The sequence below is a fragment of the Teredinibacter haidensis genome, from assembly GCF_014211975.1.
Classification (GTDB): domain Bacteria; phylum Pseudomonadota; class Gammaproteobacteria; order Pseudomonadales; family Cellvibrionaceae; genus Teredinibacter; species Teredinibacter haidensis.
The window spans coordinates 4598299-4614556 of record NZ_CP060084.1 but is presented as its reverse complement, the minus strand read 5'-3'; the positions used below and the strand labels follow the sequence as shown (position 1 = coordinate 4614556).

Sequence of the window (16258 nt, the reverse complement as noted above, 5' to 3'; positions counted from 1 at the left end):
TCGGAACAAACGTCAGCGTTGCAAGAAAGTTCCTTATTCGCCGTTGACCGGCGTTTGCTTTAGCCAATGCCAGCAGCACAATCAAAAACGGCGATTGATATCAATCGCCGCTGCTTAACAGTTGAAGAAAAGCGCAAACCATACGGCGCTATTCGGCAAGTCGAGCGCTACTACCAGCCCATAATGGTTTTGATTGGCGGAATGATATCTGCGGCAATGCCCGCGTGCTCTGCCTTTCCTGGGTGGAAATCACAGGGGCCGCTGGGGTATTTCTTTGCGTGCACGACATGAACCTGATCACTACCGACCCTGGCTTTGGTTATGCCAAGGTACTTTGACAGGGCCGCTTTTGCTTCACCATCAAGCATTGGACCTTCGGTTAACACTACCTGGGTATTGGGATGATCCGACAGAATCTTCTTCACAAAGCCGATATAGGGCTCTACGTAATCACTCTCTGAGGGTATTGGCCCAGCGTGGGTACTGAAGTCATTGGTGCCCAGCGCAATATAGACCAGATCCGGCGTATAGTCCGCCTGCGACCATGACACCGATGCATCGCCAGCAACAATGGCGAGATCATAATATACCGGCGCATTGATATCGGTTGTTACGCCGTCCCAGTTGCGAATAAGGCCGTGCCCGCCCATACATACCAGGTGCGCCTGCGCATCAAACTCTGCCGCCATCAACATGCCGTAGGATAAACGCGGATTCCACCAATCGTTGGCTTTAGTTCCGCATTCTGCCGGTGATTCAATGGCCTCGCCACAGGTGATAGAGTCTCCAATAACCAGAATTTTTCGCTCCGGTAACGCTGGCTTAGCCAGCAGTGTTCCCTGCCCAACCTCTATTGAAGAAAGGGTCGTAATACCGTGCCAGGTTTCTGATCGATTAAAGATTTCAACCGAATGCTTGCCAATGGCTGAACCCGAAAGCAAGGCAATTTTTGTGGGATTTTGTGGGATGTTGATAACACTGGATTCACCATCAACCACAATGTCCAGATAGCTGTTGCCCTGTTCACTGCTGGCCAAGAGCTGTAAAGAGCTGCCCGTAAATTCAAATTTGAATGAAACACCAGGGAAGCCAAAACGAACTGCCCCATTATCCAACACCTCTACTCGCCCTGAACGCGCGATAAGCGGGTTACTCGGCGCAACATCGGTCGTTGCCGCCATTTCCGATTCTGAATTTAAATCGCCACAGGCAATCATGACGCTAGCGATCAGTCCGAAAACTATCGTGCGTGCGGCTATACCGACACCGCGTTGAATATTATTGTCTATCACTTTTACAGGCCCCTTTAGATACAACTTATTGAGATACTCTCAACTATCGCCGCTATACAGCGCTCTCAGCCGAGTGCTTCAGTTCGGTCAATTATACGTTGCCAGACGTTCATCCGGCCATAACTTCATACTTTAGCACTCCATTTTTAATAGCAGGAACGCATCAAAAGGGAAGTCGGCCGTTAAACCCCCCACGATCAAAAAACAGAGCAATAAAAGTGTAGACGGTATTGAACCCCTAAAACGCGTGAAGACATGTTTACCCCAGTAGCCTCGAAATACGTTGCAACAGTCTCTCCCAAACGCTATCTGCAAGCTTAAACACCACATAAAACTCACGCGTGTAGGGGAACCCATGCTGAGCATCCTCACTGCAGACCTGCCAGGTGGCTTTGCTTTTATCAAGCTGAATACCATTGCTGCTGATAATTTTGGGTACTTCAACAGACCACGCCAATTTGTAAGAGCAGCTGCGCACAGAGGCCTTTTTATAGGGATCCTCCCGCTGCGCTGGCGATACAATCTGTTTGGAAGCAAGTTTGTAGACCCCCAATGATTGGCGCTGTAGCGACATATCGAAAAAGAGATTGTCCAAAACATTCTTAGGCTTGGATGCTTTCTCACTCGTTAAATGTAAACGCCAGGAAAATGAATCTTTCACGTTGCCGGATATGGCATAACTGCAAATCAAAAAACTGTTGATATTATTGCTCTTATCGATTTCCGCACTAACCAAACGAACCGTTATTTTTTTATTGCTCACAACGGGAAAGAATTCCGACTGGCAACTACTGTCTTCTAAGGGGATGTCAAAATAGAATAAATGGTCACTACTAAAAACCATCTTAAGGCTATAGTCGAAGTTACCATTTTCACGAACGGTGAAAATTTGGTCGTACTGAAAACAACCGGAAAACAATAAGCAACTTACGCCCAGCAGAAAACGCATAAACATGCGCACTCGTGCAATGCCAGAAACAGGCATATTACTGCGCTACCATGGTGGGAATAAAACGTAATAAGCGCTCCCAATAACCCACATTGTTTGTAAACGTTACATAAAATTTTTGCGTATAGGGGTACCCCTTATACGCATCACGATTACAAACTGACCATGACACGCGATTCACTGAATCGATACGGCCATTCGTTTCCACAATTTTCGGCACTTTAACGACCCACCCCAGTACTCCTTCACAATTGGCAATATCCCCTATTGTTTTTGGATCGATAGGTTCAGGTGGAACGACAATATGCTCCGCTTGCAAGCGATAAGTATCGTCGCGCTCTCGTTTCAGGCTTACCGATAAGCCCATAGAGTCCTTAAACATATCGCCTACAAACACCTCTCCCTTCGATCTCAATGTCCAGGCAAACCCTTCGTCTATATGACCATTAAGTCGATACCGACAAACGAGATAGCGATTAGACGAACCTGTATCGTACTTACGTGCATGCAAAAACTGTAGTTTTACATCGGGATCATCAAACACTGGCGCCAAGGTTGTATTACAGGAAGACGTTTCAAAAGTCGCACCCAAATTATCCAGCTCACTTTTTTTAAACGCCAATTCAATATCGTAGATAAACGTCCCGTCATAGTTTACCTGAAGCTCCTGCCGATAGTCGAAGCAAGCGCTTAAACCCAGACAGTAGCTAAAAACACCCAATATTTTTGTCATCCTACGGCTCACACTAAGCATTCCCTTGTTTGCAAAAAGGTTATTCCGTTTATCAACAATGTTTTCTATTAACTAAATGTGCGCCATTTATTCACTGGCTAAGCAATTCCAAATAGTGGGGACCGATGCTACTATAAAAAAGAACCACGGACAGGACAATTTGAAATGCTCAGTGAATCCGTATCAACCTTCTTAAGCATGTTCAGCCCAAAAAAATCCCCGTATTACGCTGTAATTTTATCTTGCGTGGTGACACTTGTTTCTACAAAATCAGCCGTACCGGAAATTTCCTCCTACGTTGTGGTTCTAGCATTCCCTGTTCTGATTCTTTTCTGTCTACTCAGTTACCTAATTGAAAACAAAACAGACGCTGAAGACAGCCCCTACCAACTTGTTTACGCCCGCACCATTGGCATTTCTGCCGGTTTTATTTCACTTATTATTCTTATACAGCTCACACATACGGGAGAAAGTACAAAGGGCGTTGAATTGTTGGGTGAAAGGTTCAACCATATCTACACGGCCATTCTTGTCCACATTGTGTACTATTTAACGCTTAGCCTCTGGAACAGAAGCAATCAACACATTCATAACTGCACCAATATGACACAGATCACACTGGTCATTTCGGTGTTTCTAATAAGCTCAACATTTCTAGGCGTATCAAAGGGATCACCAAAAACCTTAAGCATCTACTATAACTTTCTCTCCCTCCTGTTCTGGGTAAACCTTTTTGCCTTTTCGGTCTACCTTAGAAAAAACCATTTAAAAACTTTTTTCGAGAAAATTAAATACCAGAGATATTCGAAAAAATAAACTACCAAGCCACACAATAGCGCCACCACTATTCCGTTATTGCTGATGAAGCGGAAGCTTCCTTACCTTATCGTTACCATTAAGCAATTCATCCAAAGTCAGTTTATAGCTCGGCGAAAATATCTCTAAAAAGGTATCCACTTCAGGCATATCAAACCCTGATATACGTGCGACAATATCTTCTGCGGCTTTTGAAAACTCCTTATTACCCGCCTTTAGTTCTTCCTGACACTTAAGAAAAGCAGCAATGGTATCAGCACCCTTAATGATACGCTTAATATCCTTCGGCACTTCAGCGGAGACAACAAGGTGCGTAAAATCCTCGCGCAAATCCTCCGGCAACAAGCCAATCAGCTCTCGCTCTGCCTGAACCTCGACTTCTTTAAACGCACGCTGCATTCCTGGGGAGTGGTATTTGATAGGCGTAGGCATATCGCCAGTTATCACCTCGGATACGTCGTGATACAGCGCGGCAGTGGCAACGGCATTTACGTCGTACTGACGGCCAAAACGCCTGTTTCCTATCACCGCCATGGCGTGGGCAATGGTCGCCACCTCCCAACTGTGCTCCATAACGTTTTCAGGTATCGCGTTGCGCTTTAAGCCCCAACGGATAATCCAACGAATTTTGCTAATATAGGCGAAGAAATGGCTTTGCATAATTGCCTCGTTTTATCAGGTAATAACTGGGGACCAACGGAAACCTTCACCGCCAATTTATAAGGAAATAGAATACCAAAATACGAATGCAGATATCGACCCTTATTTGTCCAACTAAACGGCAGCTTTGTACGCGCTAGGTCTGGCGCGTTTAAGGACGGCGTACAATACCGGTCGATCATTTAGGGCATCTGCTCGCATCGACACATTTCTGTTTTTTTTGATCGCCCATCAGACTAGAAGCTTTGCCCTATTGCACGACGTGGATACAGGCACAATTGCGACCGCGATAGACCGAACATCGAAACGTTTTTGTCCGAGCGAGCGCGAGCGTAAAACACATCGCCAAATTTAATTACGGACACTTGCATCTCGACAATGTCGAACATAGTCGTCAGAGCAAAAACAAACGTAATAATTTTCTGCTAGTGTCTATATGAAAACTTGAACAATGAAGTTAAATTTTATGTTGAGAATTTTGTGTTCCCTTATCATTTATCTTACTTCAGCTTCAGCCTCAGCCTGACCCCAACCACCCACGCTAATGAATATTTTACTGGTTACGATTTGAGTAAGATGGTATTTAATATATTCAAACGTTTTGCCGGCGAGCCGGGTGTTGAATTCAGTAACAAGCAACGTATGCGCTTGATGTATAGGGATGTAGAGGCAACAGAAGAACAGTTATCACACGACTCCGCCGGGCTTGTTGATGTATCCAATATCGAAGGGCTATTTAAGGGGCCGGAACTCTTGTACGGCAGAGCGCTCGGCGATAAATTTTACTGGAGTACTGCCATCGGCTATTACGAAAAAAACTATCGGCATACCGAACTGGATGACCGTATCGCACACCAGTCGCCACTATAGACGCTGCTATCGGCATAAGGGTAAAAGATTTACAGGGCGTAGACGGCCTTTATTACAATCTTAGTGTGCCAATTCATAGCTATCTTAACCCTCTCGAAAAAACACAGTTCGGTGAAAACACAGTAAACCAACATTTAGTAGTGAACAATATCTGGTTTATCATTGGCTACCAGCTCAAATGGCAAATCAGTAATGGCGACACCCATAGAGGGAGGGACTCGGGCCAACCATCGACATACCGCACATAACCTAGCTCGGTATATCCCTAATCGCAGCTCCTGCTCGCGGCCTCACATTAGGTCTTAAGCCGACACAAGCGAATATCGGCTCTATGCTCACATGCACCAAATCCGGGTTCCGATGCCCCCTAAAAGCACGACTCAGTTGTTCTATATTGGCATCAATGCAAAATCACTCTCGGCCGAACACGGTGCATTTGATAGAGACAAAAGTACGGTGAATTCGGGCCCCCACATTTCTTTCTAAAATTTATTTGGCAGCTGCCTCCCTTAGCGCTAAAATCCGCGCCCTCTCGCAACTCTTTCCCCTGGGTGATGTATGACCTATGTTATTGGGCTTTTGGCTGTCGCGGCTTTTTTATTGGTGGTGTTTGAAGACCTTATCCATATTAACAAAGCCAAATCCACCCTGTTTATTGGCACCCTTTGCTGGCTGCTCGCTTACCTGTTTCCCCTGCACGGATCTGGCGCCCAGACAGTTACCGAGCAACTAAACGAAAACCTGCTGGAAATTGCCATACTCTGGCTGTTCCTAATGTCGGCAATGACCTTTGTCGCCTACCTCAACAGCAAGGGCTTCGTAAATGCTGTGGTTCAGCGCATACTGCCGCGCGAGCTACACGAACGCACTTTAATGTTGCTTTTGGGTGGTTTTGCATTTTTGTTTTCATCCTTCGCGGACAACGTAACCGCTACATTGGTGGCTCTTGCGGTCATTACCAGTTTGAAGGTACAGCCCCGCAAGCGGTTGAAGTATGCAACCCTCACCGTGTTTGCAGTAAACAGCGGTGGTGTTTCTCTGATTACGGGTGACGTCACCACGCTGATGATCTTTTTAGCCGGTAAGGTCACGATTCCCGATCTGCTATTGCTTATAGCGCCATCTCTATGTGCGGTACTGGTTCTGGGCGGATTATTGTCGATTCGTATGCGCGGCCGTATTGTATTCGATACAGAGATACAGCCCATTGAGCGTACCGATATCGCCATTGCCCTTATCTTTCTGGCGACAATTCTTGCCACCCTCTTGTTGAACGCTTTTTTCCACATTCCTCCCGTTCTGACCTTTTTGTTTGGCCTTAGCTGCATGTTTTTAGTAGCGCAGTATTTGTTCCGCAAAAAAACAAACCGCAATATGCTCAACTATATTCGCGAAATCGAGTTCGATACGCTGCTGTTCTTCCTCGGTGTACTGTTAATTGTTGGAATGCTGAAAGAGATTGGTGTACTCAGCCATCTGACCCAGATTTACGATGTAATGGAAACGCCCTACGCTAATTATATTCTGGGTTTGATGTCTGCTTTGCTAGACAACGTTCCATTAACTGCTGCCCTGCTAAAAGCCAATGTTGAGATGGATCTGGCCGGCTGGCTATCGGTTACTTATGCCACCGGCGTGGGCGGTTCAGTATTGATCATTGGTTCCGCCGCAGGGATTATCGCCATGAGTAAGGTAAAGGAGCTGACGTTTTTCTCATACCTTTCCATGGCTGGCTATCTGCTCACTGCCTATTCGGTGGGCTACTGGTTGAGCTATTGGATGGCACAGCGGGTACTATAGGTCGCTTAGCTACTCGACCAAAAATTGGAATACAGATGTGCATCACAAGAAAGAAGGTGGTGCACATTACGCTCTCTAAGCTATCAGTTGCAGGAGGAAACTATTCAATAAGCGTTACAAAATCAAGAATATCTGTTTCCCATCTCAGACCGCTTTCACGCGAACTGATGAGATTTAATAGAATTCCCGGCACACCTTCATTGTCAAACAGGCCAACAATAACCCCTTCGTAGGCCAACGTTTTATGCCCCGTAAAGGTTAATATATTTTTCTTTCTTGTTTCAGCCAGTAAATCGATCAAGCGCGATGTTCTACCCACGAAAACAATATCCGTTGTTTCTGTAATTGCCTGGCTTCGGCTGACGATTTCAATGATCTTGCCCTGCCCTATCGATTGGCCAATATAGGTTTGCAACTGTTTTGCCAGGTGGTCATCATTAATAACCTGTATAACGATATTTTGTTTACTACTCGTTTGTCGTTCAAAGCTTGCCACTTTTACCAGCAGTGCCGCCATTAGGGGAGCCGGCAGTGTTTTACTGTAAACATTCAAGCTGCCAATGCACGCCCCAAACATCAGCAAAATTTTTAGCCATTGAAGCGCATACCGCTTACTGCTTGTGTTCATAGCTGCACACTCACAGTTAAGGTATATATTCTGGATTTCACTTGCGGTATCAATGAGTTCTGAAAACCGTCGCTATCAACACTAAAATCGTCCCCACTACCCGCCCCTTCAACACCGGGAAGCAAGTACTCTTCAGAAAATAAGTTTTCAATTTTAAAGCCAGCAGAAAAACGGCCGGCACTGTACAGCAAATTGGCGTCAAAGCGCGTATACGACTTCGCCTTTCTATTGTGCTCGCGGTCAGCATTGCTATCTGCACGAAGCGGGTTTTCGGAAAACAGCTCCCTTTCACAAAACCAGTTCGCACGAAAATTGAAGTTCCAGCGTTCTTTAATGGGGATATTAACCAGAAAATTGATTTTATGGGGCGCGATATCACCCTGTATACCTTGCTGATCCACCCACTGATCCAAGCTATTTTCATACTGTCTTTCGGCCATTGCGCGCGTGTAGGCATAAAACAAATTCCCCGTAATATCGCTGGAGCCCGGAATAAAGTTATCCATACGATATTGGGTTCTGGTCTCCAAGCCAAAAATATCACGCCCACCAACATTTGCAGAGCTGGTGATCACATTTTGGTATCGACTGTAATAGAGTGATGTGTCAAACAGAAGCTTTCCCGCCTGATGGATACCTATAAATTCCAGTGTACGAACTTTTTCCGATTTTAGATCGGCGTTTGAATCTCTGCCGGTCCAGCTGCCGTACAAGTCTTTGGGCGAGGGTTCCTGGAAAGCTTCTCCGTAAACCAACTTTAGAGTGGTGCTTTTATTCCAATGATAGATGGCAGCGCCGCGCGGATTCACTTCACTGCCGTATACGCTGTTTTTATCCCAACGAATGCCGCCGTTAAAGCGCCATTTATCTATCGCGTATATTGCCTGAACAAACATGCCCTTATCGCTAGTATCCTCGATATTAAAATCGGGAATATTATCATCCAGGCTTGGTGGTAATTGCATAGGATTGGCCGAGCTGACCTCACTGGCCAATATCACACCGGAACCATCTGATGTCAGCCCATTAGTGGAACGCTCACCCTGAGCGGGGCAAAAGCCTGACCCCTCCCAGTAGTTACAAATCATATAGCTCTTGGTTAGCGCTTTACGCTCGTATTTAATACCTGTAGTCAGTCGCAGTCGCGGTGAGTATTGAATATTTAACTGCTGCTCGAAACGCCATGCGCTGTTGCTGGAGAGCCAATCGGAAATACTGAGGTTGGTGCCGAAGGATTCGACCCAATCACCGCCCGTACTGTTTTCCCGGTAAACCCCTTCGCTGGAAAGCGATATACCGTCTTTAATCACATAATGATTATTCAGGTAAAGCTGATTGGACTTATGAAACCAGTTGGCTGAGGGCTGCGCATCGACAAAAGAGTAATAGGGCCCATAGGACTCGTCCGTTTCCCAGCTGATAACGCCCAGGGTCCAGTTTTTCCAGTATAATTCGCCCAACAAGCCCGTGTTTTTGCTTGGGTCCGCGTATTGGCCTAGCACTTCACCATTAATCCGCTCGCGGGCTGACACCTTACCATCAACATTTAAATCACCCGCAGGGCTAACAAATCCAGGGACAGCCGGGTCTTCTCCCTCACCGATTCCCGCCCCCCAGTATGCGCTGTCTTGCAATAGCTCCGATCGACTGTAACCCCAATCGCTATAGTCAGAAAGATCGGCCTCATCGCTCTTGAATATTCGTGCGCCAAAACTGTAACCAAACTCCTCCCTTTTACCCAACAGCGAAAGCTCCAGGGCTCGAGTGTTAAAACTACCCCCCGACACGCTAAGCTCCACCGTGTTTTCGCCATCAAGTAAATCATCAACATTGCGGGTAATAATATTCACGACACCTAAAAACGCATTGGGGCCGTATACTGCACCGCTCGGCCCGTAGAGTACCTCGACACGCTCTATTTGCTGCATGGGATACTGACGTGAAAAAGTCGCGCCATGCATCCACATATTGTTATCAACTTTTCCGTTGATAAGAAAAAGAGTCCGCTGCGTCCAGGGTGTTCGATAGCCACGCTGATAAGTCACTACGTGCTCGGTGCCATTGGTGGTAATGGTGTCAAAGCCCGGAAGGTCCTGCAGTATATCGTCTAGACTGTCGTAACCTCTGCGGCGAATATCCCCCCGGTCTATCACGACCAGCGCCGCTGGCGCATCTCGCAAACTTTCACTAACCGACGAAGCCGTGACCGATTGACGATAAACCTGTGAGTGCTGCTGTAGTAAATCCTGCAGCTCCATCTGCTGCAGCGAACTGCCTTGCTCATCACCAGTAGCCGATGCATTTGTATTTTCTGTATCTGCATTAACCGCTTGCGGCAGGATAATAAAAACCACATAGGCAACGATCCAGCGAGAACACCCGGAAACAAAGGCACAGCAAGTATTGAAAGAATTAACCATGAATAGACTATTGATCTCGAGGATGCGCTGAATTGAACGGGAGCCGGGATTACTTTTGATCTATTCTTAAGTTTAGAGCGTATCTGAACAGTTGCCAGAATCGATCGCAGAACCCCCACGATATATATTGAATTAAACTCATCTTAGATTCACCAGCAGCATGAGCAGCCACTTATTTATGGAAAAAGCCCACGATTTTCAGCAGTTTAGCTTTCGCCAGGTTAGCTTACGCTTACTGGTTATAGCTTTGTTGTTGGTTATTCCATTGGTTTTCTTGGTTTATTTAAACGTGTCGCAAACGGACAAGGATCTACAGCAGGTCAACCGCCAGGTTGATGTGCTGAAAGCCCTGCTGATAGCCAATGCTATCGATAGCACCGATGTCAACCCGCTGTTTAACCACAATCTTATCGATAACGAATTTGACCAGAAGCTTCAGGACATTACGTTAAATTCCGAAACGTTTGAACAATTTGCGCAACAACACCTGCCTGAGTTCAACGAAAGCTGGCGGCTCAGATATAACACTCTGACCGCACCTGTAGATCGAGGCGAAACCCAACCGCCAGGCACAAAAAATAGGACGGTAATGGAAAATGCCCGAAAATCTTTTTATAACGCGGCAGGTAACCTGCTATTCAGCTCCGATCCTGAAGACTCCAGCGAAACGATTAATACCACAATCCATACCATCACCATTATTCCCGAGCTAATTTCAGACATTATCATCGTTGGTTTGCAATCCTACGACCTTGAGGAGGCACACAATACCAGTGCAACTCATGCCAGAACAAAACAGATCAGCGAACGACTTAACTTGATCAGCGATATCCTGACATCGTCCAATTTCGCCCATATAAACATACCTGCCCTAAATGAGCTGATCCAACAATGGATCGGTCAAACAAAGCGCATTACAGAAAAGCACGTTATGCTCTCTTTCGCGGGCTTAACCGGAGGAGAAAATAATGAACTGATCAATCTTCAGATCGACCATAAAAACTTGCGTCAACTTACGGGTGAGGTACTGCACTATTTTTTCAAACTACAGAATTCAAAAATAGAAAGTCTGAAAAAACATTTTTTATCCAGGCAGAACACATTAGAAAGTTGGCGATCAACGCTACTACTGGTTGTAGCCGCCACTATTGTTCTGTCGTTTTTGATGACATTCTATATCATCAAAAATATTCGTCTAACTCAAACTTATATGGAGAAACAAAATACTTTATTGGAACAGGGAATACAGGCACGAACTAAAAAAATACAGCAGGTTCAAAAAGACACGGAAGAGCTAAACGAAACGCTCAAAAACGAGATTGTTCGGTCTGATCAGTTCGCCAAACAGGCTGAAATCGCCAATCATGCCAAGAGTGTATTTTTGGCCACAATGAGTCATGAAATTCGCACGCCGCTGAATTCAATTATTGGCGGATCCAACATTCTTAAAAAAACTGTACTCGACACAAAGCAATTAAAACTCCTAAAAATGATCAACAACTCGGGCAACACTCTGCTCGAATTGATTAATGATATTTTGGACTTTTCAAAGATAGAAGCAAATGAGCTGACTTTGGAAAAAACAGGATTTGACTTGGAAGTTTTGATACTGGAAATCGCACATATTTTTTCATTTAAAACCCAGGAAAAATCAATTTCTCTTGCTGTTGATTTCCCTCTGACTTGTGAAGGCACCTGGGAGGGCGACCCCACCCGCCTTAAGCAAGTTATTCTTAACCTGATTGGTAATGCCGTTAAATTTACGGACACGGGAGGCATAACCTGCAGGCTTACCATTAGTACAAACGACAATCTCTGCATATCAGTGGAAGATACCGGCATAGGTATCAGAGACGAAAACCTAAACAAGCTATTTGATCCCTTTGTTCAAAGCGATAATTCCATCACTCGACAATACGGTGGTAGCGGCCTGGGATTATCTATTACCCATAAGCTGGTCGAGCTAATGGGCGGCGAAATTACAGTTTCCAGCAAAATCAATACCGGTTCAACATTTAAGGTCTCGCTACCGTTAACACAATTCGTCTGCCTGCCAACAGCGAACCAAAAAGCCAATATAATTGCCATCGGATTAGATTCCATTGTCAAAATGCGACTAACAGAGTGGGGGTATCATTTGCATTGCATTAACGCTACAAGTAATGCAATCGACTATACATCAATACCTGCCGATAAAAAGTGGCAGTCGATTCTAATTTCATCAAACTTACTGAAAAGAAAATCGTTACACTCAGTTATCCCTACCGAAATTGGCCTACCAACTGGCATTATTTATGATTTTGATATTCCGCACTCGGAAGCTTTACCAATCGAAAACTCCCTACCTATTTCCCTCACCCAACCGGCCTCCATTATTAGAAAACAACTCGATAACCTTTGCTGGCCGACTCATTCCGATATAATCCAAAGCATTAACGATTCACAAGAAAGTCACGCTTCAAACAGCCCAAAACACTTAAATTTTAGTGGCAAAGTTCTATTGATCGAGGATGTCACATTTAATCAGATTGTAGCGAAAGAATTTTTAAGCGATTACGGTATCGAAACCATAACCGCAGATGATGGAATGGAGGGCGTGGAACGTTTCAAGCAGCAAGAATACAAACTGGTTTTAATGGACATTCATATGCCAAAAATGGATGGCTTTAGCGCTGTTCAGCACATTCGAGACTGGGAAAAAGAAAACCGAAAAGAGGTCACACCTATTGTCGCTATGACTGCCGATATACTGCCCGAAACCCGAAAGCGTATTTTTTCCTCGGGAATGGATAACGTTCTTCCTAAGCCCTTTGATGAGGACGCTTTCGACAGTATAATTAAGACCTATTTTTCTGACAAAAATATTTCCGAACTCCCCGCCTCTACCGCTACAGCAAGATTAAAGGTGGCCCCCGCGATGACAGTCGACACCAGCCTAGCATTTGATGCCAAGCTGATTATGGGCAAATTGAAGAATCGGCTCGACCGCGTCAGTAAAATTACCCACTCGTTTAGCGAGAGCCTTGATGCGCGGCTACAAAAGATAGAAGACGCCTTTCAAACCAATGATACAGAACAACTTGAGTTCCATGTCCATGCATTGAAAGGAACCTCGGGCAATATTGGCGCAAACACTCTTTATCGACTTTCCTGCGAGATAGAGTTACTGATCGGCGAGCACGCCAACAGTGAACAGCTAAAGCCTCTGCTTTCCCAATACCCGATAGAAGCGAAACGGTTTCGGCTCGAGCTTGAGGAAAAAATGGCACTGCTTTCGAGCTAAAGCTCTAAAGCTTTTCGACCGAAAGAAGTGTTGCCATCTCTTTACGGGCATTTATTCTGCTCGCATCTTTTATTGGCCGCGTAAGATAGATGTTATACGCTTTTAATAGTGCAGATTTTTCAAACACACACTGTTGATTGCGATAACACGCCGCTAACAACTTCAAAAGGTTGGCAATATCAGCTGTTGGCGGCTGGTGCTCAAGACGTTGAAACAGGGGGCTCCAGAAATCAGCCTCAGTATCACCATAGCCCTGGCCCTGCAGCCAAATAAGCCCCACCAGTCCATGAACATGGCGCTCGCTATTATTGAAGGCTAGTGTCATCGAATTGCGAGCAAGCATTAAATAGTGCTGTTTTTTCTCGGCGCTTATGCCTGATGTTTCAGCGAGTTGAAACCAGAGAAAAGCTACTTTGTAATTCAACCTTACCGATTTTGGATGATGTCGCGCTTCGTAGACCAGCATCGATCCATCCGATCGCCACTGATGGGATTTCTCATAACTTACGGACATACAATAGAGTATCACGGCGGCAAAACTGACGACCAACAAATGGGGCTTCTGCTGTAAAGAATAAAACCCGTAGTAACACAAGGCGATAACCAAGCCAATAAGCGGAAGATAATTTCTGTGCTCAAAGACCAGTTCCAGATTTAAAAAACTGGATTCAATGCTGTGCCCTATGAGAAACCAGAACCAGCCAAAGGCGATCAAGGGGATAATTTTTCTGAGTATTACTACCGATACACTGATCACCAGTAGAAAAGAAATCGAGAGCAATGTGCTGACCGGCTGTAAGATAGCACGCGAAACGGAGATATCATCGTGGAAGAGTGTGTAGTGCTCTGCTGCTGGTCCAAAAACCCACCAAAGGTAATGCATTAATATGCGTGCTTGTGTTAGCAACCGTTCCCAAGGCGAAAAATCACGATTGGGATACTGCGTAAAGAAATCGTAGCGAGAAATAAGATAGAACCCGACAATAGCGCAAACGGCAAGACCAAAGACAAACAGCCAAAATTGTCCACGGTTAAATTTCTCACTGTTCTCTTTCGAAGGTAAAAAGACTTCGATAGCCAAAATCAACAGCGGTAAAATTGCCGCATTTTCTTTACTCTGAAACGCAGCGGCCCAAAGCAGGGCAACCAGTGCAAGCCATAGATGCGTACGCGAAGCGCAGTAGCGCCAGTGGCAGTAGATATTCAACGCCAGCACAGAAAATAATGCCGACAATATTGTCATTCGCTGGACAGCGTAAAGTACCGTAGACACCTGTATGGGGTGCAACGCCCAGAGTGCAGCGCAAATCAAAGCCACCACTTTTTTCTGTGAAGCCGATAACTTTATTCGCTGACGGATTGGAATACTGAGCAACTGCACCACCAAGATGTAGATGGCAATGGCCGTAGCGATATGCAACGCAATATTAGTAGCTTTAAAACAGCTGGCAGTCAGGCCACAGCTGGCTACATTCAACGCAAAGGTAAAACGAGCAACGCTTCGATTCCCCCACTGATCGTTGACCTTGGCCCCATCCCATATAGGTTTTGCCGCTATTTCCTCAGGCTGCAGGTTCTGCAAATGGACAATATTGTGTTTATCATCGAACATCCAAGGGCCTTGAACCCCCGGATAAAAGGCAACAACAGCGAGAAGAGTCAGAGCAAGCAGACCCAAGAGAACAAAATGTTTATGAAATTTGCTGGAGAGTGCTTGCTGCATGTCGATGTAATGATTTCGGGCTACGGTAAAAACGCCATAGTAGCCTGAATAGAAAGCTCAGGGAAACTGACATTCGGTGCTATGGACAATCTGCAACAGAATTCCGCTCTTTTAATGTCGGCATAAACAAGTGTGTGCGTGTAGTAAGCTTGTTTTCACCCGAGCTTAGGTCGATTGCCAGCTCCGCCGCATAGCTGCCCATTTCCTCGACAGGATAGTGCATAGTCGTCAGCGTTGGACGGCACGCGCTGGCAACGTAGAGATTATCAAAACCGACCACCGACACATCTTCCGGTACACGAATACCCGCATCCTGAAGCGCATTCATGGCGCCAACAGCCATCAAGTCGTTATAACAAACCAGAGCTGTGAATTTACAGCCGCGAGCCAAAAGCGCTTTAACGGCCTCTTCACCTCCACGCATATTCGCGGTAGATTCTTCGACGTAAGAAGGCTCAAGACTCAGGCCGTTTGCCCTCATTGCATCGGTCACTCCCATTAGGCGCAACCTGGGGTCGTTGTTTTGGTACACACTGCTAATGGCCGCTATTTGGCGATGCCCACGGCTAATTAGGTAGTTAGTCATTTCCCGTGAACCCGCTTCGTTATCGAGCCATACGCAGCGGTTTGCCAAGCTGGGGACAAAACGATTAATAATCACCAAACCCGGAATATCATCTGCCAACAGGGAAAGTGTTTTCTCATCGGAATATTCGCTGTGTAAAATAATGGCTTTACAGCTGTGCTCACGTAGAGATTCAATGGCTTCCAATTCTGTTTTGGTCTCGTACAGGGAGTTGCTCATTAAGAGCTTAAGGTTTTTCTCTCTCGCTGTTTTTTCTACACCAGCAGCTAGGCAACCAAAAAAAGTCATAGATAATCGCGGGGTCACAACGCCAATGGTGTCACTGGTTTTACTCACTAGCGCACGGGCATTAGTGTTGGGGCGATAACCCAACTGCTTTATCACTTTTTTAACGCGTGCTCGACAGGCGTCTCCGACCTGCCCACCATCGTGTACTACCCTTGAAACCGTGGCAGTCGACACACCCGCTACCCGCGCAACATCTTTTATGGTTACCAT

At 45.7% G+C, this 16258-nt stretch carries 12 protein-coding genes; 4 read left to right on the top strand and 8 right to left on the bottom strand.

What is annotated here, in order from left to right; translation table 11 throughout:
- Positions 1-170: 170 nt before the first annotated feature.
- The 3 genes from H5715_RS18830 to H5715_RS18820 all read right to left on the bottom strand — a co-directional run bounded on the left by H5715_RS18830 (position 171) and on the right by H5715_RS18820 (position 2974).
- Complete coding sequence (locus H5715_RS18830; protein WP_083608098.1) at positions 171-1292, bottom strand: SGNH/GDSL hydrolase family protein; 1122 nt, start codon at positions 1290-1292, stop codon at positions 171-173.
- Positions 1293-1551: 259 nt separating this feature from the next.
- On the bottom strand, positions 1552-2277 hold the full coding sequence (locus H5715_RS18825) for a hypothetical protein (RefSeq protein ID WP_075186498.1): 726 nt from the start codon (positions 2275-2277) through the stop codon (positions 1552-1554).
- Position 2278: 1 nt separating this feature from the next.
- Positions 2279-2974, bottom strand: a complete 696-nt coding sequence (locus H5715_RS18820) for a hypothetical protein (protein ID WP_075186497.1) — start codon at positions 2972-2974, stop codon at positions 2279-2281.
- 165 nt (positions 2975-3139) lie between these two features.
- On the opposite strand from H5715_RS18820, the gene H5715_RS18815 reads away from it, so the two are divergent.
- Positions 3140-3790 carry a hypothetical protein gene (locus tag H5715_RS18815; RefSeq protein WP_075186496.1) on the top strand — a complete coding sequence of 217 codons (651 nt, stop codon included), beginning with the start codon at positions 3140-3142 and terminating at the stop codon, positions 3788-3790.
- 36 nt (positions 3791-3826) lie between these two features.
- Here the strand turns inward: H5715_RS18815 and yfbR are convergent, their stop codons facing one another.
- Complete coding sequence (gene yfbR / locus H5715_RS18810; protein ID WP_075186495.1) at positions 3827-4450, bottom strand: 5'-deoxynucleotidase; 624 nt, start codon at positions 4448-4450, stop codon at positions 3827-3829.
- A gap of 480 nt (positions 4451-4930) precedes the next feature.
- Between yfbR and H5715_RS18805 the strand changes: the two genes are divergently transcribed.
- Positions 4931-5320 carry a hypothetical protein gene (locus H5715_RS18805; RefSeq protein ID WP_175574285.1) on the top strand — a complete coding sequence of 130 codons (390 nt, stop codon included), beginning with the start codon at positions 4931-4933 and terminating at the stop codon, positions 5318-5320.
- Between the two features lie 558 nt (positions 5321-5878).
- The gene (gene nhaD, locus H5715_RS18800) at positions 5879-7120 is read left to right on the top strand and encodes a sodium:proton antiporter NhaD (protein WP_075186493.1); all 1242 of its coding nucleotides are present in this window, start codon (positions 5879-5881) and stop codon (positions 7118-7120) included.
- Positions 7121-7220: 100 nt separating this feature from the next.
- Here the strand turns inward: nhaD and H5715_RS18795 are convergent, their stop codons facing one another.
- Positions 7221-7748 (bottom strand): YfiR family protein, encoded by a 528-nt coding sequence (locus H5715_RS18795; protein ID WP_075186492.1) that lies wholly within the window; start codon positions 7746-7748, stop codon positions 7221-7223.
- The gene (locus H5715_RS18790) at positions 7745-10168 is read right to left on the bottom strand and encodes a TonB-dependent receptor plug domain-containing protein (RefSeq protein ID WP_075186491.1); all 2424 of its coding nucleotides are present in this window, start codon (positions 10166-10168) and stop codon (positions 7745-7747) included. Before H5715_RS18790 ends, H5715_RS18795 begins: the two co-directional genes overlap by 4 nt.
- A 160-nt stretch (positions 10169-10328) precedes the next feature.
- Here H5715_RS18790 and H5715_RS18785 point away from each other — a divergent pair, with 160 nt between their 5' ends.
- Positions 10329-13451 (top strand): ATP-binding protein, encoded by a 3123-nt coding sequence (locus H5715_RS18785; RefSeq protein ID WP_075186490.1) that lies wholly within the window; start codon positions 10329-10331, stop codon positions 13449-13451.
- A 4-nt stretch (positions 13452-13455) separates the two neighbouring features.
- Here H5715_RS18785 and H5715_RS18780 read toward each other — a convergent pair whose 3' ends face one another.
- Positions 13456-15063, bottom strand: a complete 1608-nt coding sequence (locus H5715_RS18780) for a hypothetical protein (protein WP_139309821.1) — start codon at positions 15061-15063, stop codon at positions 13456-13458.
- 190 nt (positions 15064-15253) lie between these two features.
- A complete protein-coding gene (locus H5715_RS18775) occupies positions 15254-16258 on the bottom strand; it encodes a LacI family DNA-binding transcriptional regulator (RefSeq protein ID WP_075186488.1) in 1005 nt (334 codons plus the stop codon).